Origin of the sequence: Nitrospirillum karajorum, from assembly GCF_036348415.1 — a bacterium.
GTDB classification, from domain to species: domain Bacteria; phylum Pseudomonadota; class Alphaproteobacteria; order Azospirillales; family Azospirillaceae; genus Nitrospirillum; species Nitrospirillum amazonense_B.
In genome coordinates, this window is the sequence record NZ_JAZBQB010000003.1 from 1,485,774 (window position 1) to 1,503,993 (window position 18,220).

The following is an 18,220-nucleotide window of genomic DNA, read 5'->3' on the forward strand; positions in this document are numbered from 1 at the left end:
TTTTTAGTGGATGGACTCGCCGTGCAGGGCGATGTCCAGGCCGTCGCGCTCGATGTCCTCATCGACGCGCAGGCCGATCACCAGGTCGATGATCTTCAGCAGGATGAAGGTGATGACGCCGCACCACACGACGGTGAAGGCGACCCCCTCCAGCTGGGTCAGCACCTGGCCGACATTGCCCTCGATCAGGCCCAGCTTGGCGGCGGGGTCGTCCTTCAGGGCGGCGGCGAAGGCGCCCTCGCTGTTGCCGATGGACATCTTGGCGAACACACCCGTCAGGATGGCGCCGACGATGCCGCCGATGCCGTGCACGCCGAAGGCGTCCAGGCTGTCGTCATAACCCAGCGCGCGCTTCATGGACGTGGCGGTGAAGAAGCAGATGACGCCGGCGGCGATGCCGATGGCGAAGGCGCCAACGGTGTCGACGAAACCGGCGGCCGGGGTGATGGCCACCAGGCCGGCCACGGCGCCCGAGATGATGCCCAGGACCGAGGGCTTGCCCTTCAGGGCCCATTCCACGAACACCCAGGCCAGGGCCGCGGCGCCCGTGGCCACTTGGGTCACGGTCATGGCCATGCCGGCGCGGGGACCGGCCGTCAGGGCGGAGCCGGCGTTGAAGCCGAACCAGCCCACCCAAAGCAGGGAGGCGCCAATGAGGCTCAGCACCAGGTTATGCGGGCTGAAGTCGGCGTTGGGGTAGCCTTTGCGCTTGCCGATGACCAGGCAGGCCACCAGGCCGGCGATGCCGGCGTTGATGTGCACCACCGTGCCGCCGGCGAAGTCCAGCACGCCCAGCTTGGCCATGAAGCCGTTGGGGTGCCAGACGGTGTGGGCCACGGGGGCGTAGACCAGCAGCGACCACAGGGTGATGAACACCAGCATGGAGGAGAACTTCATGCGGTCGGCGAAGGCGCCGGTGATCAGGGCCGGCGTGATGATCGCGAAGGTCATCTGGTACATCATGAACACCGGCTCCGGGATCGTCGGGGCCAGGGCGTGGGTGCCGGTCGGGTCCATGCCCGCCAGCAGCACGCGACTGAAGCCGCCGATGAATTCCTTGGCGTCGGTGGCATCGCTGGCGGCGGTGAAGGACAGGCTGTAGCCCACCACCGCCCAGATGACCGTGACCAGGCAGGTGATGGTGAAGCTCTGCATCACCATGGCCAGCACGTTGAACTTGCGCACCATGCCGCCGTAGAACAGCGCCAGGCCGGGGATGGTCATCATCAGCACCAGGGCCGTGGACATCAGCATCCACGCCGTGTCGCCGCCGCTGATCGTGGGGGCCGCCGGGGCCGCCGCATCTTGCGCCGCCGCCAGGGCGGGCAGGCCCGCCGCCAGCGCCATGGCGCCCAATCCCAGGAAACGCTTACCCAAACCGCTCATCCCACACCCCATTCCCAGTCACCGCGTAGTCCGTCACCGGCCCGGTCCGCCAGCCATCCGCGAACCCGCGCATCAAAAAGCGCGTCGCCTCTTCTTTCAAACTTCGTGCCGCGATACATCCGGGCGCTGTGCCGGGCCTTGGGCGCGCACCGGTGTGCTGCCGGGTGATTAAATTGTAGGCTGTATTGGTGCGGCAGGGGCGGTGTGGTGGGCTTCATGCCCAAAGGGTGGGCGAAATTATCTCAAAATCCTCGCCCGCGTGTCAGGTAAATCAACGTATTAGCATCGCAGCTTATCAAATATCAGCACCTATGACGGCAAACTGTGCGTGAATCGCCTAAAATTTATGCATAATAAGGCCCCATCCGGACGGGGTGCCTCAAAAGCAGCAACGCCGGCGCCACCCGATGCCGTCCTGGGACCAGGACGGGAAGGGGCGGGCGCCGGCGCCGCCGGAAAACGTTCAATCGGCCGTGAGGAGGCGACGATTATTCCTCTTCCTCGTCGGCGTCCTGCTCGATCTGGTTGGCCAGGTCGTGCAGCATGTCGACCACGTCCTGGTGGGTGGTTTCCTCCACCGCCTGGTTGACGGCCACTTCGATCATGGCGACCGCGACATAGGCGGCCAGGGGGCCCGCCTCCTTGAGCGCCGCCTCAAGATGCTTTTCCGCGACGCTCAGCGCCTTCTCGAACAGGGCTTCCGCGGTGGAGTTGTTGGTGTCGCTCATGGCAGACCTTCACTGTGATAATAGGGTGTATGGATCAGCTCGTGGGCCAGCTATAGCATCCTTGCCCGGTGCCGTCACGCCGCCCGGCTGGCCAAAAGTCACCCCGCACCCCTAATCCCCGGGGCAAATCATGCCCCGTCACAGGAACTTAACGCCCGTGTCCGTCCCGCCGTCATTTTCGCAGGCCCCGCTTCCTCCCGGACCCGGCGCCGCCGATCCGCCGTTCGACCTGGCCGAGGCCGCCAGCTACCGCTTCTGGACGGACGAGCATGTGCGTTTCAACGACCTGGACCCGGTGGGCCATGTCAATAACAACGCCTTCGGCGTCTATTTCGAATCAGGCCGGGTGGCCCTGCACCACGCGCTGCGGGCGCGGGTGGCCCTGCGCGGCCACGCCATCGTGATGCGCAAGATCACCATCGACTACCTGGCGGAGATCACCTACCCCAACGCCGTGCGGGTCGGCACGCGGGTGGTGCGTTTGGGCCGCACGTCCTGGACCACCGGCAGCGGCCTGTTCGTGGGCGATCGCTGCCATGCCACCGCCCTGTCCGTCTCGGTCCTGGTGGATGCCGCCAGCCACCGGCCCACGCCCATTCCCGATGACCTGCGTTCCGCCATGGAGGGTTTCCTGTGAGCCGCCGTCCCGCCCCCAGCCGTGGCAAGACCCCCGGTAGCAAGTCCTTTGGCGGCAAGGCCTCCGGCGGCCGTCCCCAGCCCCGCCGTCCCGCCGCCCGCCCGCCCGTGGAACCGCCCACCACGGGCCCGGTCGAGATCACCGTGGAAACCGTGGGCGCCCTGGGTGACGGCGTCGCCCACTGGCAGGAACCGTACGGGCCGAACCACCGCCTGTTCGTGCCCCAGACCCTGGTGGGCGACCGGCTGATGGTGCGCTTCGCGCAGGAGCGGGGCGAGGGCTGGCTGGTGGAACCGGTGTCGCTGTTGGCCGAGGGACCGGGCCGGGCCGAACCCGCCTGCCGGCATTTCGGCACCTGCGGCGGCTGCACCCTGCAGCATATGGACGCCGATACCTACGGCGCCTGGAAGGTGGAGCAGCTGCGCCACGCGCTGAGCCGGGCCGGCATCACCGACCTTCCCATGGCCCCGCTGGTGCGGACGCCGCCCCATGCGCGGCGGCGGGCCGTGCTGGCCGCCGCGCGCCGGGGGCGCCGCCTGTGGCTGGGCTTCAATGAGCGTGCCAGCCACCGTCTGGTGGATATCGAGGATTGCACGGTGCTGGTGCCGCGCCTCATGGCGCTGATCGCCCCCTTGCGCGCCCTGCTGCTGGACCTGCTGCCGGATGAGCACACGCTGGATGTTGCCCTGACCCTGCTGGATGACGGACCGGACGTGGTGCTGGTGGGCCTGCCGCAGCCGGACCTGACCGCGCTGGAGAAGCTGGGGGCCTTCGCCGAGGCGCATGACCTGGCCCGCCTCACCTGGTCCAAACGGCCGGGCGCGCCCGTCGAACCCATCGCGCTGCGCCGCACGGGCTTGGTGCGCTTCGGTCCGGTGACGGTGTCGCCGCCAGCCGGTTCTTTCCTGCAGGCCAGCGCCGAAGGGGAGGCCGCCCTGGTGGCCGAGGCCCTGGCCGGCGCCAGCGCGGGCCTTGCATATGAAAAAGGGGCACAGGGAAAAGGGGCACAAGGGGCCCGCGTGGCCGACCTGTTCGCCGGCAGCGGCACCCTGACCTTCCCCCTTGCCACGCTGGCGCCCGTCCACGCGGTGGAGGGGGATGGGCCGGCCCTGACGGCGTTGGAGGCCGCGGCCCGCCAGGCCGCCGGCACCCATCCCGTGACGGTCGAACGGCGCGACCTGTTCAAGGAGCCGCTGTCGCCCTCGGAACTGTCGGCCTACCAGGCGGTGGTGTTCGATCCGCCGCGCGCGGGCGCCGCGTCCCAGGCGGCGGCGCTGGCGGCATCCAATGTGCCGGTGGTGGTCGCCATTTCCTGCAATCCGGTCAGTTTCGCCCGCGACGCCGCCCTGCTGCTGGGCGGCGGTTATGTCCTGGAACGCCTGGTGCCGGTGGACCAGTTCCTATGGTCCCCCCACCTGGAGGTCGCGGCCCGCTTCCGCCGGGGGTGATGTGCCCATGCCACGCCCGCACCAAACGTTTGGTGCCGGCGTGGCTGCGGCGATGCGGGGGCGGGCGGGGCGTGTTATAAACCCTGCCCCCATAGTCGCAATGTAGAAGCGAGTCCGGCAGTCCCATGAGCAAGGCGCTTGAGATCCTGAAGTCCTACGCCCCGGCCACGGTGGCGGAGGAGAACGTTCTGAACGACATCCTGGACCGGCTGGGCCGTCGGGCGCTGGACGCCGACGCCGCCGTCGAGCAGATCATCGACCGGCTGGACTGGCCGCTGGACCGCGCCGCCGCCGAGGTGGACGCGTATTTGGAGTAAACCCATCACTCCGTAATGCGGATGGTCGGCAGACCCACGCCCGCGGCGGCGCGTTCGCGCAGGATTTCGCGGCGGAAGCGGTAGAGTTCCGCCGGCCGGCCGCCCGTGCGCACTTCCAAGGCGCCCGTGGGCTCCACCAGGCCGCCGGCGATCAGCAGGCGGCGGAAATTCTGCTTGTGCAGGCGCACGCCCGACAGCGCCTCGACCAGGCGCTGCAACTGGAACAGCGTGAACTGGGGCGGCAGCAGGTCAAACACCACCGGGCGGTATTTCAGCTTTCCCCGCACCCGGCCCAAGGCCGCCGCCAGGATGCGGCGGTTGTCCTGCGCCATGGGGATGCCGGTGGCGGCCAGGGCGTCGGGCTGCGCCGGGCCCGACCACAGGCCGGCCACGTCGGCCGGCAGCGTGCCGTTCTGTGCCAGCTTGGCCAGCACGGCGCGGTCGCGCGGCGCCTCCGCCACCAACCCGGCCTCGTACAGCAGCTCATACCGCTCCAGCACCCGTTCATAATCCCAGGTGTCGTCGTCGGGACTGAAGGTGGTGTGCACCCGGTCGTGGCGCTGCGCCGCCAAATCGGGGTCGCGGTCCGCATCGTGGGCCGCCCAGCGTTCCAGCGCCGGCAACAGGATGCGGCCGATCATGGACGGGCGACCGTCGCGCCAGTCCTCCCACGGGAAATAGCTGTACCAGTCATGCCATTCGGCGGCGCCGGAGCCCGACAGCGGCGCCTCGCGCGTCAGGGCGATGTAGCCGACGGAGACGACGCGCGGCTCCCCGTCCACCTCGCGCAGGTCGCGGTAGCGGTCGCCGAAGGTGTAGAGTTGCTCGACATAGCCCAGGGGCAGGCCCGTCAGTTCGGTCACCCAGCGGCGCAATCCCTGCTCCAGGGTGCGGTGGCGCTCGGGCGCGAAGGGGCCGAAGGGCAGCGCGTCCCAATCGCCGCTGGCCTGCTGCTGCGGCGTGGCCAGGTCATGCGTCAGCCGGCGCACCACCAGCACGCGCGGCACCTCGCGCGTCACCGCCACGATGACGGCGGTGAGGCCGATGGAGGCGCGTTCGGCCGCCGGCTGGCTATTCGGTTGTGCGGTTTGGGGCTGCCGGTCGCTGGTCACGAGTCTCCCGCCAAATCTGTTGCGTGGGCGAATTTACCTGCCCGGGGGCGGTGGGCCGTCCCGGCGCGCGACAGAATGTGTTGTCCGAGACGCTTTTGACAGCAAGAGAAAGTTCACCGGCCCCTGTTAAAAGACGACAATCTGCTTATTGTCCTGTGGGGCAGGATGCCGCTTCGTTTCGATGCCGTGATTTGCCTATGGTAGGCCCCGCGAATTAACGGGCCGCCCGCATGAGAGACGGCCCGACTTCGGGAGAGAAGACCCATGGCGCTCAAAGCAGAACAGCGCAAATCCGAACTGACAGAACAGATCGCCGCCAAGGTGCGGGACCGCCTGGCCCGGGAAAAGGCCGGCCCGGCGGAACGCTTCGTCCGGCAGTTCTACGCCAACGTGCCCCCGGACGATATCCTGCGCAGCAGCAGCGACGAGCTGTATGGCGCCGCCATCGCCATGTGGCAGTTCGGCGCGGTGCGCAAGCCCGAGACCGCCCAGGTGCGCGTCTGCAATCCCAAGGTGGAGCAGGACGGCTGGCACGCCCCCCACACGGTGGTGGAGATCGTCAATGACGACATGCCCTTCCTGGTGGACAGCGTCTCGGCGGAGCTGAACCGTCATGGCCTGACGGTGCACCTGGTGATCCACCCGGTGGTCAAGGTGAAGCGCGACGCGGACGGCCGCCTGGTCGAGCTGTATGAGCCGCACGCCGCCCCCGCCGACGCCAAGGCCGAAAGCTTCATGCATGTGGAGGTGGACCAGCAGACCTCCCCCGAGCTGCTGGAAAAGGTCCGCGCCGGCCTGGTGCGCGTCCTGGCCGACGTGCGCGCCGCCGTGGAGGATTTCGAGGCCATGCGCAGCCGCGTGGCCGAAACCATCGCCAATTCGCAGAAGGCCAACCAACCCCTGGACGCCGCCGAGGTGGCGGAGGGCCTGGACTTCCTGCGCTGGGTCGACGACGACCATTTCATCTTTTTAGGAGTCCGCGAGTACCGCTTCGGCAAGGAGGATGGCCAGGACACGCTGGACATCCTCAGCGGCGCCGGCCTGGGCATCCTGCGCGATGACGAGGTCTCGGTCTTCGACGGCCTGCGCTATTTCTCCCAGCTGCCGCCGGACGTGCGCGCCTTCGTGCGCCAGCCGCGCGCCATCATGGTGACCAAGGCCAACAAGGATTCCACCGTCCACCGCCCGGCGCCGCTGGACGCCGTGATGGTGAAGCTGTTCGACGACAATGGCGTGGAGATCGGCGAGCGGCTGTTCGTCGGCCTGTTCACCTCCGTCGCCTACAACCGCGCGGCCCGCGAGATCCCCTACCTGCGCCAGAAGGTCAACCGGGCGCTGGAACGGGCGGGCTTCGACAAGTCCAGCCATGACGGCAAGGCGCTGCTGCACATCCTGGAGACCTATCCCCGGGATGAGCTGTTCCAGATCGGCGACGACGAACTGTTCGACATCGCCATGGGCGTGCTGCACCTGCAGGACCGCCAGCGCGTGGCCCTGTTCGTGCGCAAGGACCCGTTCGAACGCTTCATTAGCGCGCTGATCTACGTCCCCCGCGACCGCTACGACACCGACCTGCGCCTGAAGCTGCAGGGCATCCTGGAAACGGCGTTCGAGGGCAAGACCACGCAGTATCATGTGATGCTGTCGGAAAGCGTGCTGGCCCGCGCCCACATCATCATCCAGACCACCCCCGGCAAGGTGCCCGACTACGACGTCCGCGATGTCGAGGAGACGCTGATCGAGGCGGCGCGCGGCTGGGGTGAACGGCTGCAGCAGGCCCTGGTGGACGCCAAGGGCGAGGAGGTCGGCCTGCGCCTGGCCCGCCGCTATCGTCGCGGCACCCTGGCCGAGGGTTACCGCGAAATCTACAGCCCCGAAGCCGCCGTGATGGATATCGAGCGGCTGGAGGCGGTGGCGGCCACGGGCCGGATCGCGCTGAACCTGCACCGCCCGGTGGAGGCGGAGCCGCACGAGCTGTTCTTCAAGGTCTACCACGACGACACGCCGGTGCAGCTGTCCCAGGCCCTGCCCATGCTGGAGGATCTGGGCCTGAAGATCCTGGCGGAAGGGGGCCCGCACGAGGTGCGCATCCCCGGCCGCGAGAAGTCCATCTGGATTCAGGACTTCGAGATGAAGATGGCCAACGGCCAGGCCGTCGAGCTGGACGCGGTGAAGGAGGCGTTCGAGGACGCCTTCATGCGCGTCTGGACCGGCGAGGCCCAGACCGACGGCTTCAACAAGCTGGTGCTGGGGGCCGGTTTGGCCTGGCGCGACGTCACCATGGTGCGCGCCTACGCCAAATATCTGCGCCAGGCCCGCTTCGACTTCTCCCAGTCCTATATCGAAGACACGCTGGCGGCCCATGTGGGCATCACCAAGCTGCTGGTGCGCCTGTTCCATCTGGCCCATGACCCGGCCATCCTGGCCAAGCTGGGCCGGGAAGAGGTGGACAGCCAGCGCATGGGTCTGGTGGTGGAGATCGACCACGCACTGGACCAGGTCACCAACCTGGATGAGGACCGCATCCTGCGCCGGATGTTGAACCTCATCCGGTCCACCCTGCGCACCAACTTCTTCCAGAAGGGCGCCGACGGGCAGCCCAAGAGCTATCTGTCGTTCAAGCTGGACAGCCGCTCCATCGACGACCTGCCGCTGCCCCGGCCCATGGTGGAAATCTGGGTTTACAGCCCCCGGGTCGAGGCCGTGCACCTGCGCGGCGGCAAGGTGGCCCGCGGCGGTATCCGCTGGTCCGACCGTAAGGAGGATTTCCGCACCGAGATCCTGGGCCTGATCAAGGCGCAGATGGTGAAGAACGCCGTCATCGTGCCCATGGGCTCCAAGGGCGGTTTCGTGGTGAAGAACCCGCCGCCGGCCTCCGCCGGCCGCGAGGCGGCGCTGGCCGAAGGCATCGAGTGCTACAAGACCATGATGCGCGGCCTGCTGGACGTCACCGACAATTTGGTGAAGGGCCAGGTGGTGCCGCCCACGGATGTCGTGCGCCTGGACGGCGACGACCCCTATCTGGTGGTGGCGGCCGACAAGGGCACGGCCACCTTCTCCGATATCGCCAACGGCGTCAGCCGCGACTATGGCTTCTGGCTGGACGACGCCTTCGCCTCCGGCGGGTCGGCCGGGTACGATCACAAGAAGATGGGCATCACCGCCCGCGGCGCGTGGGAAGCGGTGAAACGCCACTTCCGTGAGCTGGGCCGCGACTGCCAGACCCAGGATTTCACCGTCGTGGGCGTGGGCGACATGTCGGGCGACGTGTTCGGCAACGGCATGCTGCTGTCCCGGCACATCCGCCTGGTGGCGGCCTTCGACCACCGCCACATCTTCCTGGACCCCAACCCGGACGCGGCCAGCAGTTGGGAAGAGCGCAAGCGCATGTTCGACCTGCCGCGCTCGTCCTGGGCGGACTATGACAAGTCCAAGCTGTCCCCGGGCGGCGGCATCTTCGAGCGTGGCGCCAAGTCCATCCCGCTGTCGCCCGAGATCCGGGCGGTTCTGGGCATCACGGCCGAACGCCTGACCCCGGCCGAGCTGATGCAGGCCATCCTGAAGGCGGAGGTCGACCTGCTGTGGCTGGGCGGCATCGGCACCTATGTCAAGGCCGGGGGCGAGAGCAACGCCGAGGTGGGTGACAAGGCCAACGACGCCCTGCGCATCGATGGCCGCCAGGTCCGCGCCAAGGTGGTGGGCGAGGGCGCCAACCTGGGCTTCACCCAGCGCGGCCGCATCGAGGCGGCGCAGGCGGGCGTGCGGCTCAACACCGACGCCATCGACAACTCCGCCGGCGTTGACACCTCAGACCATGAGGTCAACATCAAGATCCTGCTGCGCGACGTGATGGACAGGGGCAGCATGACCCTGCCCCAGCGCGACGCCCTGCTGGCCACCATGACCGACGACGTGGCGGAGCTGGTGCTGGCCGACAACTACCAGCAGACCCAGGCCCTTTCCATTGATGAGGCGGTGGCGCCGGACACGCTGGACGACCTGGCCCGCTTCATCCGCCTCATGGAAAAGGCGGGCAAGCTGAACCGCGCCATCGAGTTCCTGCCGACGGATGAGGAGGTGGCGCTGCGCGCCCAGGCCCGCCGGGGCCTGACGCGGCCGGAAACGGCGGTGCTGCTGGCCTATGCCAAGATCGACCTGTACGACAAGCTGCTGAACTCCGACCTGCCGGACGATGCCAAGATGGCGGCCGATCTGGTGGAGTATTTCCCGGAGAGCCTGCAGCGGCAGTACCCGCAGGCGGTGGCCGGCCATCAGCTGCGGCGGGAGATCATCGCCACCGTGGCCACCAACAGCATGGTGAACCGCGTCGGTCCCAGCTTCGTGGCCGAGATGGTGGAACAGACCGGCATGGGTGAGGCCGACGTGGCCCGCGCCTATCACATCGTCCGCGACGCCTATGGCCTGCCGGCGGTGTGGAAGGCCATCGACGCCCTGGACAACCAGGTGCCGGCGGCGGTCCAGACCGACATGGGCCTGGCCACCCGCCGCCTGCTGCGCCGCGCGGTGCCCTGGACGCTGCTGAACAACAGCCATCCGCTGGACATGGCGGCGGGCATCGCCCGCCTGGCGCCGGCGGTGAAGGTGCTGTCCAAGGCGCTGGCCGACATCCTGTCGCCCGACGCCGCCGCCGACTTGGGGGCCAAGAAGGACGCGCTGGAACAGGCGGGCGTGCCGGCGGAGCTGGCCCACCATGTCGCGGCGCTCTCCGCCCTGGGGGCCGCCACCGACATCAGCCAGATCGCGGTGGAAACCAACCGCGGGGTGGACAAGGTCGCGGCCGTCCACTTCGCGTTGGGCGAGCGGCTGGGCTTCGACTGGCTGCGCGGCCGGGCGGAGGCGGTGAAGACCACCACGCACTGGCAGCGCCAGGCGCTGGGCGCCATCATCGACGACCTCTACAGCCTGCAGGGCCGCCTGGCGGCCCGGGTGTTGGCGGGCGAGGGCGACGATGCGACCGCCCTGATCGATGGCTGGCTGGCCGCCAAGGCCGGCCCGCTGGACCGCATCCAGTCCCTGCTGGCGGAACTGCGCGGCGTGGCGCACCTGGACGTGGCCATGCTGGCCGTGGCCACCCGCCAGCTGCGGGGTCTCACGGCGGGTTGATTTAACTTCCAGGCGTGACCGGCGGCATGAGGCTTTTCCTCATGCCGCCGTGGCCCCATGCCCGTAACGGGCCTCCGTTAATCAGGGTTGGTGCCACGCGATTATTCACGTGAATTTCAACCCTGATTCTCCGGCCTCTGCGCTGTGGGCGCAGTGGCGAACTGTCGCTTGCGCAAAGGCCGACGACTCCATATTTATTGATTTCACAACACCTCCCCGTGCATTGCCGAGATTGTCCGGTGGAGGATGTCGTTTCCCCGATATCCCTTGGGGGAACCGGTTCCGAAGGTGCCCCTTGTCCGCGACCCCGGATTACAGCGTTCTGGATGGCAAGCGTCTGCTGCTGATCATTTCCGGCGGCATTGCGGCCTATAAATGCCTGGAGCTGATCCGCCGGTTGAAGGAGCGGGGCGTGCGCGTGCGCGCCGTCCTGACGCAGGCGGCGCAGCAGTTCGTCACCCCCCTGTCCGTCGCCGCCCTGTCGGAGGAAAAGGTCTATACCGACCTCTTCTCCCTGACCGACGAATCGGAAATGGGCCACATCCGCCTGTCGCGCGAGGCCGACCTGGTGGTGGTGGCGCCGGCCAGTGCCGACATCCTGGCGCGCATGGCCGCCGGCATGGCCAACGACTTGGCGACCACGGCGCTGCTGGCGACCGACAAGCCGGTCCTGGTGGTGCCGGCCATGAATGTCATGATGTGGACCAATCCGGCCACCCAGGCCAATGTCCGCATCCTGGAACAGCGCGGCGTCCGCCGCCTGGGTCCCGCAGCCGGCGACATGGCCTGCGGCGAGGTCGGCTCCGGCCGCATGGTGGAGCCGATGGAGATTGTGGCCGGAGTCGCGGCCTTTTTCGCGGAACAGTCGGCGCCGAAACCGCTGGCCGGCCGCCGCGCCGTGGTGACCAGCGGCCCCACCCATGAACCCATAGACCCCGTGCGCTACATCGCCAACCGGTCCTCGGGCAAGCAGGGGCACGCCGTGGCGGCAGCCCTGGCGGCCTTGGGCGCCGACGTGACCCTGGTCAGCGGCCCCGTCACCCTGGCCGACCCGCCGGGCGTGCGCGTGGTGCGGGTGGAGACGGCGGCCGAGATGCTGGCCGCCAGTCAATCCGTACTCCCCGCCGACATCGCCGTCTGCGCCGCCGCCGTGGCCGATTGGCGCGTGGCGGCCGCCGCGGGCGACAAGGTGAAGAAGGGCCCGGACGGCCCGCCCACCCTGACCCTGGCGGAAAACCCGGACATCCTGGCCACCCTGTCCCAGGCCGGCCCGGCGCGGCCCCGCCTGGTGGTGGGCTTCGCCGCCGAGACGCGCGACGTGCTGGCCTACGCCGCCGCCAAGCTGGCCAAGAAGGGCTGCGACTGGATCGTCGCCAACGACGTGGCGACCGGCACCGGCACCTTCGGCGGCGACGACAACCAGGTGCATCTGCTGCGCCGGGTGGCCGCGCCTGAGGCGCCTCTGATCGAAACCTGGCCGCGCCTGAGCAAGACCGAGGTGGCGGCGCGCCTGGCCCAGGCCATCGCTGACGCCCTGTTGACCCACGTCGCCTCTTCAACAAGCAACAATAGTCTGGAACCCGTTTGATGACCGAAGCCGTTACCGTCGCCGTCACCCGCCTGCCCCATGGCCGGGATTTGGATCTGCCCGCCTATGCCACCGCCCAGGCCGCCGGCCTGGACCTGATGGCGGCTGTGTCGGCCCCGGTGGTCATCCCGCCGCTGGGCCGCGCGCTGGTGCCCACGGGCCTGGCTATTTCCCTGCCGGTGGGCTTCGAGGCGCAGGTGCGTCCGCGCTCCGGCCTCGCCCTGAAGAACGGTGTCACGGTGCTGAACGCTCCCGGCACGGTGGACGCCGATTATCGGGGCGAGGTGGGCGTGATTCTGGTGAATCTGGGCGACCAGCCCTTCACCGTCGAGCGCGGCATGCGCATCGCCCAGATGGTGATCGCCCGCCACGAACGCATCCAATGGAATGAGGTGGAAAGCCTGGATGAGACCGCCCGCGGCGCCGGCGGCTTCGGGTCCACCGGTACCGCCGCCACCGGTCGCGCGGGCTGACAAGAAATGGGGGAAGGGATGCTGCGGATTTCCAAGAAGCTGATGTTCGCCATCGAGGTGGTGCTGGACATCGCCTACAACGCCGGTTCCGAACCCGTACAGTCGGGGGAGATCACGGCGCGGCAGGGCATCCCCAAGCGCTACCTGGAACAGGTGCTGCAGGCCCTGGTGCGGGCGGGTATCCTGGCGGGGGTGCGCGGGCCCCGGGGCGGCTATCGCCTGGCGCGGGAACGCCGCCGCATCACGGTGGGCGAGATCGTGCGCATCGTCCGCGCCCTGGAACAAGCCACCGATCCCATGGAGGAGCCGGTGGGGGCCGAACTGGGCCGCCAGGTGGTGCGCCCGCTGTGGGCCGAACTGCAGGATGACTGCATGCGCCGCCTGGACCAGACCACCATCGAGGATCTGTGCCTGCGCGCCCATCGCGCCGGCATCGAGAGCGAAGCGACCCACAAGCTGGACTTCAGCATCTAAGGAAACGGAGCACCATCATGGCTGACACTCCCAAACCGTCGACGGGCGCCGCCTTCCGCGGCCGCGTTTACGACAGCATCCTGGACACCGTGGGCGCCACCCCGCTGGTGCGCCTGCGGCGTCTGGCCGCCGCCCATGGCGTCAAGGCCGACATCATCGGCAAGTGCGAGTTCTTCAATCCGCTGTCCAGCGTGAAGGACCGCATCGGCATGGCCATGATCGAGGCGGCGGAGGCCGATGGCCGCATCTCCCCCGACCGCACCCTGCTGATCGAGCCGACCTCGGGCAACACCGGCATCGCGCTCGCCTTCGTCGCCGCGGCCAAGGGCTACCGCCTGATCCTGACCATGCCGGAAAGCATGTCGGTGGAACGCCGCCGCATGCTGAAGCTGCTGGGGGCCGAGATCGTGCTGACCCCGCCGGCCCAGGGCATGAAGGGCGCCATCGCCAAGGCCGAAGAACTGGCGGCCGAGGCGGGCGACGCCTACATCCTGCAGCAGTTCAAGAACCCGGCGAACCCGGAGATCCACCGCCGCACCACGGCCGAGGAAATCTGGACCGACACCGCCGGCGGCGTGGACTTCCTGATTTCCGGCGTGGGCACCGGCGGCACGCTGACCGGCGTGGCCAGCGTGATCAAGGAGCGCAAGCCCACCTTTAAGGCGGTGGCGGTGGAGCCGGAGGACAGCCCCGTCCTGTCCGGCGGCCTGCCCGGCCCGCACAAGATCCAGGGCATCGGCGCCGGCTTCGTGCCGGACATCCTGGACACCCACCTGATCGACGAGGTGCTGCGCATCTCCAACCAGCGGGCGTTCGAGACGGCGCGCCAGGTGGCCCGGCTGGAGGGCGTCGCCGTCGGCATCAGCTCTGGCGCCGCCTTGGCCGCGGCATTGGAACTGGGCGCCCGGCCGGAGAACGAGGGCAAGCAGATCGTCGTGATCCTGCCCAGCTTCGCCGAACGCTACCTGTCCACCGGCCTGTTCGACGGCCTGGATTAACAAGCAAGGGGGCCGGTCACTGCGCCGGCCCCTTTTTCCCGCACATCCTGTCCCACGGTTTTAGTTTTACCTAGGCCGCGACTGCGGCCGCCGGAGATTTTCGGGGAGCCGAAGGCGGACTGAAAATCGAGGACAAGCCAAGGGGCGGATGCCCCGCCGGCGCCTGAGGCAACCGTACATGGACTTCACAGACTCTCAAATCGAGCGCTACTCCCGCCACATCATCCTGAAGGAGGTGGGCGGGGAGGGGCAGGCCAGGCTGCTGACCAGTTCCGTCCTGGTGGTGGGCGCCGGCGGGCTGGGCGCGCCGCTGCTGCTCTACCTGGCCGCCGCCGGGGTGGGGCGCATCGGCATCGTCGACGACGATACCGTCGACCTGTCCAACCTGCAGCGGCAGGTGGTGCATGACATGGACGCGCTGGGCCAGGCCAAGGTCGACAGCGCCGCCGCCCGCCTCCGCGCCATCAACCCCGACGTGGTGGTGGAGACGCACCGGGTGCGCCTGGTGCCCGGCAACGTCCGCGATCTGGTGCGGGCCTATGACATCGTGGCCGACGGGTCGGACAATTTCGCCACCCGCTTCCTGCTGAACGACGCCTGCTATTTCGAGCGCCGTCCGCTGGTGTCGGCCGCCATGCTGCGCTTCGATGGGCAGATTTCGACCTTTAAGGCCCACGAGGGCGCGCCCCATCCCTGCTACCGCTGCGTCTTCCCCGAACCGCCGCCGCCCGGCCTGGTGCCGTCCTGTTCCGAGGCGGGGGTGCTGGGGGCGCTGGCCGGCACGGTGGGGTCCTTGCAGGCGCTGGAGGTGCTGAAGGAACTGCTGGGCATCGGCGACAGCCTGTCCGGCCGCCTGATGCTCTATGACAGCTTGGGCGCCAGCTTCCGCACCGTGCGGGTGAAGCCCGACCCCGACTGCCCCCTGTGCGGCAGCCATCCGACCATCACCGCCCTGCCCGGTGAAAAGGGATCGGGGGAAGAGACGGCATGACGACCGCTCAACCAAGGCTTCCCCCCCGGCCTGTCCCCCCCTGGCCTGTCCATCGTCCTGCAATCCGGCGGTTTCGACCGGGTGCATTACGCCCTGGTCATGGCCACGGCGGCGGCGGCCATCGGCCGGCCCACCCTGCTGTTCGTCACCGGCCGGGCGCTGCGTTTCCTGCTGGCCGACGATGGCTGGGCCTATCTGGACCCCGCCGACGATGGGTCCACGGCCGTTGAGCGGGAACAACGCTTCGCGGAAACCAACGTCGCCACCCTGGGGGAATTGGCCGAGTCGCTCACCCCCCTGGGCGTGCGCGTCATCGCGTGCGAGATGGGGTGGCGGGTGCTGGGGCTGGATCGGCCGGCCCTGCGCCCCGACGTGACGGTGGAAACGGCGGGCGTGGTCACCCTGTTGCAGGCGACCCCGCCGGGCGCCCATCTTATCCACCTGTGACCCCCTTCCCGAAAGCGTGCCGCCATGCCTGAATTGCCCGAGGTCGAGACCGTGGCCCGGGGCCTGGCCCTGAAGATGCTGGGGCGGACCCTGGTGCGGGTGGCCCAGCACCGCCCCAACCTGCGCACGCCCTTCCCTCCCGGCTTCGTCCAGCGCCTGACCGGCCGCCGCGTGGCCAGCATCGGCCGCCGGGCCAAGTACGTGCTGATGCGCCTCGACCCGGGGGCGGACGGGGGCGAGGACATCTTGCTCATCCATCTCGGCATGTCGGGCAGCATGGTGGTCAGCCGGGGGCCGGCCGGCGTGCCGGGCGCCCATGACCACGTCGTCATGGAAACGGACGACGGCGCCGTCGTCACCTTCAACGATCCCCGGCGCTTCGGCCTCATGGATCTGATCGCGGAGGGGCAGGTGGACAGCCACCCCCTGCTGGCCAAGCTGGGACCGGAACCGTTGGGCAACGAGTTCGACGCGGACACCCTGTCGGCCCGGTTGGCGGGCAAGATGACGCCCATCAAGGCGGCGCTGCTGGACCAGCGGGTGGTGGCCGGCCTCGGCAACATCTACGTCTGTGAGGCGCTGTTCCGCTCAGGCATCAGCCCCGAGCGCTCCGCCGCCAGCGTGGCGGGCAAGGACGCCCAGCGCCTGGTGCCCGCCATCCGCGACGTGCTGACCGAGGCCATCGCCGCCGGCGGCTCCTCCCTGCGTGACTACGTCCAGTCCGACGGCGAACTGGGCTACTTCCAGCACTCCTTCGCCGTCTATGGGCGCGCGGGGCAGGCCTGCCCCGGTTGCGACTGCGACGTGGCCCGCACGGGCGGCGTGCGACGGGTGGTCCAGGCCGGGCGGTCCAGCTTCTTCTGCGCACGGCGGCAGCGCTGATCCATGCGGCCTTGCCCGTTGCCGGGCGGGCCATCCTGCGTCACCATCGTGCGCGGGGCGGGCAATTTCCGTTATGCCCCGCCCCTGGAGATCTTGGCCCTCGTGAGCCCCCGAATGCGCCTAGCCCTTGCCGTTGCCCTGTCCCTTCCCCTGCTGCTGGCCGGGGGCCTGAGCCAGGCGCGGCCGGTGGAACCGGGATACGTGCCGGGGGTGGAGGATTTGCCCCTGATGCCCGGCTTGACCGCGCCGACCAACGGCGCCGTGGTTTTCGACCAGCCGGAGGGGCGTATCGTCGAGTCGGCTGCCCAGGGCGACGTCAGCGCCGACGCCATAAACGCCTTCTATTCCCAGACCCTGCCGCAGCTGGGATGGCGTGCCGCCGGTGCCGGCCGCTGGGCGCGCGATGGCGAGCGGCTGGAGATCACCGCCACCCGGGATGGCACCGGCAGCCGGGCGGAAACGATGGTGCGCTTCGTCCTGCGGCCACAGTAGGGGCACCGCAGCGCGCTCGCGAGCACGGCATCAAGAAGCGGTAGGTTTTTAAAGTAAAAGACCCACGATATTGGGGCTCGATGACAGAATCGCCCATATCTGGTTTTAGACTCGTTGAATCCGGGGGGCGGGAATGCCCAAAGCAGGGACGTGCGTCCCGCGTTTTGGTCTAGTCTGGCGCGGTTTTTAGGGCCGTGCCGCTTGACGGTTTCGTGGGGAGGGGGTATAAGCCCGGCCTTCCACGGCAAGGGTCGTGTTCGAAAAGGGTTTGTCATGGCTAATCATAAGTCCGCTGAAAAGCGTATCCGTCAGACGGAAGTCCGTACCGAAGTCAACCGGGCCCGCGTGTCCCGTATCCGCACCTTCGTGAAGAAGGTTGAGCTGGCTCTGGAAGCCGGCGACAAGACCGCCGCCGCCGAGGCCTTCAAGCTGGCCCAGCCGGAAATGATGCGCGGCGTGTCCAAGGGCGTGCTGCACCGGAACACCGTGTCGCGCAAGCTCTCCCGTCTGTCTCTCCGCATCAACGCTCTGGGCTGATAGCCGGCCCCGGCCAATGCGCGCGGGTGGCTAGCCCGCGCCGTCGAAGTCGGGGTCCCAGCTCTTGACCGTGGAAGCAAGGAGGCCGCGTCCTGCCGGACAACGGCGGGGGCGCGGCCTTTTCCTTGTTGGCCTCTCGTTACTGCGTTTACCTAACCCTATTCTTCCAGAATAGTCCGAAGGGCCGGTATCGACCGGCGCGCACGAGCATCATTCGGTCTTTTTTGCTTGTTCCCTTTTCGAGCCTATTGCGACTCCCGAACGGCCCGACTAGCATCTTCCGATGTGCGGGATCGTTCTCCACGATGAAGTAATCAAGCGGCGGGAACGCCTGCGCAAACCGATGACAGATGCATCTTGATGATGGCGCGTGTCGTTCTACATCATTCTGGCATTGGTGGATTTCTGAATCTTTGAAGAAGATCATGCGTCTGCGGCAGATTCTTTAAAATGAATCCCGCAAGGTGCGCGGTTTTGTTTGCGTGTTTAGGTTTTAGTCTGCCTGGTGTTTGCACCGGAATGGCGCCGGATGGGGCAGGGGGCATGCCCCTGGTCCTGGTGCCGGTAAAGTCCGGTGTGGGAAAGG

16 protein-coding genes are annotated in these 18,220 nt (G+C 68.3%); 13 read left to right on the plus strand and 3 right to left on the minus strand.

Annotation, left to right across the window (positions count from 1 at the left end):
- Window positions 1-3: 3 nt before the first annotated feature.
- Complete coding sequence (locus UCD39_RS20580; RefSeq protein WP_330497657.1) at window positions 4-1,386, minus strand: ammonium transporter; 1,383 nt, start codon at window positions 1,384-1,386, stop codon at window positions 4-6.
- 488 nt (window positions 1,387-1,874) lie between these two features.
- Complete coding sequence (locus UCD39_RS20585) at window positions 1,875-2,114, minus strand: hypothetical protein (protein WP_040843696.1); 240 nt, start codon at window positions 2,112-2,114, stop codon at window positions 1,875-1,877.
- Between the two features lie 157 nt (window positions 2,115-2,271).
- Between UCD39_RS20585 and UCD39_RS20590 the strand changes: the two genes are divergently transcribed.
- The 3 genes from UCD39_RS20590 (at window position 2,272) to UCD39_RS20600 (ending at window position 4,516) form a co-directional block, all read left to right on the plus strand.
- Window positions 2,272-2,751 (plus strand): acyl-CoA thioesterase, encoded by a 480-nt coding sequence (locus tag UCD39_RS20590; RefSeq protein WP_330497658.1) that lies wholly within the window; start codon window positions 2,272-2,274, stop codon window positions 2,749-2,751.
- Complete coding sequence (locus UCD39_RS20595) at window positions 2,748-4,199, plus strand: class I SAM-dependent RNA methyltransferase (RefSeq protein WP_330497659.1); 1,452 nt, start codon at window positions 2,748-2,750, stop codon at window positions 4,197-4,199. Before UCD39_RS20590 ends, UCD39_RS20595 begins: the two co-directional genes overlap by 4 nt.
- A gap of 125 nt (window positions 4,200-4,324) precedes the next feature.
- Window positions 4,325-4,516: a hypothetical protein gene (locus tag UCD39_RS20600; RefSeq protein ID WP_145734804.1), complete on the plus strand. Its 192-nt coding sequence runs from the start codon at window positions 4,325-4,327 to the stop codon at window positions 4,514-4,516.
- Between the two features lie 5 nt (window positions 4,517-4,521).
- Here the strand turns inward: UCD39_RS20600 and UCD39_RS20605 are convergent, their stop codons facing one another.
- Entirely contained in the window at window positions 4,522-5,628 is a 1,107-nt protein-coding gene (locus UCD39_RS20605; protein WP_330497660.1) for an NUDIX hydrolase, read from the minus strand.
- A gap of 264 nt (window positions 5,629-5,892) precedes the next feature.
- On the opposite strand from UCD39_RS20605, the gene UCD39_RS20610 reads away from it, so the two are divergent.
- The 10 genes from UCD39_RS20610 to rpsT all read left to right on the plus strand — a co-directional run bounded on the left by UCD39_RS20610 (window position 5,893) and on the right by rpsT (window position 17,634).
- Entirely contained in the window at window positions 5,893-10,752 is a 4,860-nt protein-coding gene (locus UCD39_RS20610; protein WP_330497661.1) for an NAD-glutamate dehydrogenase, read from the plus strand.
- A 295-nt stretch (window positions 10,753-11,047) separates the two neighbouring features.
- Window positions 11,048-12,340, plus strand: a complete 1,293-nt coding sequence (gene coaBC, locus UCD39_RS20615) for a bifunctional phosphopantothenoylcysteine decarboxylase/phosphopantothenate--cysteine ligase CoaBC (protein WP_330497662.1) — start codon at window positions 11,048-11,050, stop codon at window positions 12,338-12,340.
- A complete protein-coding gene (gene dut, locus UCD39_RS20620) occupies window positions 12,340-12,813 on the plus strand; it encodes a dUTP diphosphatase (RefSeq protein ID WP_330497663.1) in 474 nt (157 codons plus the stop codon). Before coaBC ends, dut begins: the two co-directional genes overlap by 1 nt.
- 18 nt (window positions 12,814-12,831) lie before the next feature.
- Window positions 12,832-13,287, plus strand: coding sequence for an RrF2 family transcriptional regulator (locus UCD39_RS20625; protein ID WP_145734808.1), 456 nt, complete (start codon window positions 12,832-12,834; stop codon window positions 13,285-13,287).
- 17 nt (window positions 13,288-13,304) lie between these two features.
- Window positions 13,305-14,285, plus strand: a complete 981-nt coding sequence (gene cysK / locus UCD39_RS20630; protein ID WP_330497664.1) for a cysteine synthase A — start codon at window positions 13,305-13,307, stop codon at window positions 14,283-14,285.
- A gap of 178 nt (window positions 14,286-14,463) precedes the next feature.
- Window positions 14,464-15,276, plus strand: a complete 813-nt coding sequence (locus UCD39_RS20635; RefSeq protein ID WP_330497665.1) for a HesA/MoeB/ThiF family protein — start codon at window positions 14,464-14,466, stop codon at window positions 15,274-15,276.
- 81 nt (window positions 15,277-15,357) lie between these two features.
- The gene (locus UCD39_RS20640; protein ID WP_330497666.1) at window positions 15,358-15,723 is read left to right on the plus strand and encodes a hypothetical protein; all 366 of its coding nucleotides are present in this window, start codon (window positions 15,358-15,360) and stop codon (window positions 15,721-15,723) included.
- Window positions 15,724-15,747: 24 nt separating this feature from the next.
- The gene (gene mutM / locus UCD39_RS20645; RefSeq protein WP_330497667.1) at window positions 15,748-16,605 is read left to right on the plus strand and encodes a bifunctional DNA-formamidopyrimidine glycosylase/DNA-(apurinic or apyrimidinic site) lyase; all 858 of its coding nucleotides are present in this window, start codon (window positions 15,748-15,750) and stop codon (window positions 16,603-16,605) included.
- Between the two features lie 114 nt (window positions 16,606-16,719).
- On the plus strand, window positions 16,720-17,097 hold the full coding sequence (locus tag UCD39_RS20650; protein WP_330497668.1) for a hypothetical protein: 378 nt from the start codon (window positions 16,720-16,722) through the stop codon (window positions 17,095-17,097).
- A gap of 273 nt (window positions 17,098-17,370) precedes the next feature.
- Window positions 17,371-17,634 (plus strand): 30S ribosomal protein S20, encoded by a 264-nt coding sequence (gene rpsT / locus UCD39_RS20655; RefSeq protein WP_330497669.1) that lies wholly within the window; start codon window positions 17,371-17,373, stop codon window positions 17,632-17,634.
- Window positions 17,635-18,220 lie beyond the last annotated feature (586 nt).

Bases quoted from the DNA above. Each gene is read 5' to 3' on its own strand.
- UCD39_RS20580 (WP_330497657.1), bottom strand. From the start codon at position 1,386: ATGAGCGGTTTGGGTAAGCGTTTCCTGGGATTGGGCGCCATGGCGCTG.
- UCD39_RS20585 (WP_040843696.1), bottom strand. From the start codon at position 2,114: ATGAGCGACACCAACAACTCCACCGCGGAAGCCCTGTTCGAGAAGGCG.
- UCD39_RS20600 (WP_145734804.1), top strand. From the start codon at position 4,325: ATGAGCAAGGCGCTTGAGATCCTGAAGTCCTACGCCCCGGCCACGGTG.
- UCD39_RS20610 (WP_330497661.1), top strand. From the start codon at position 5,893: ATGGCGCTCAAAGCAGAACAGCGCAAATCCGAACTGACAGAACAGATC.
- dut (WP_330497663.1), top strand. From the start codon at position 12,340: ATGACCGAAGCCGTTACCGTCGCCGTCACCCGCCTGCCCCATGGCCGG.
- UCD39_RS20625 (WP_145734808.1), top strand. From the start codon at position 12,832: ATGCTGCGGATTTCCAAGAAGCTGATGTTCGCCATCGAGGTGGTGCTG.
- cysK (WP_330497664.1), top strand. From the start codon at position 13,305: ATGGCTGACACTCCCAAACCGTCGACGGGCGCCGCCTTCCGCGGCCGC.
- UCD39_RS20635 (WP_330497665.1), top strand. From the start codon at position 14,464: ATGGACTTCACAGACTCTCAAATCGAGCGCTACTCCCGCCACATCATC.
- mutM (WP_330497667.1), top strand. From the start codon at position 15,748: ATGCCTGAATTGCCCGAGGTCGAGACCGTGGCCCGGGGCCTGGCCCTG.
- UCD39_RS20650 (WP_330497668.1), top strand. From the start codon at position 16,720: ATGCGCCTAGCCCTTGCCGTTGCCCTGTCCCTTCCCCTGCTGCTGGCC.
- rpsT (WP_330497669.1), top strand. From the start codon at position 17,371: ATGGCTAATCATAAGTCCGCTGAAAAGCGTATCCGTCAGACGGAAGTC.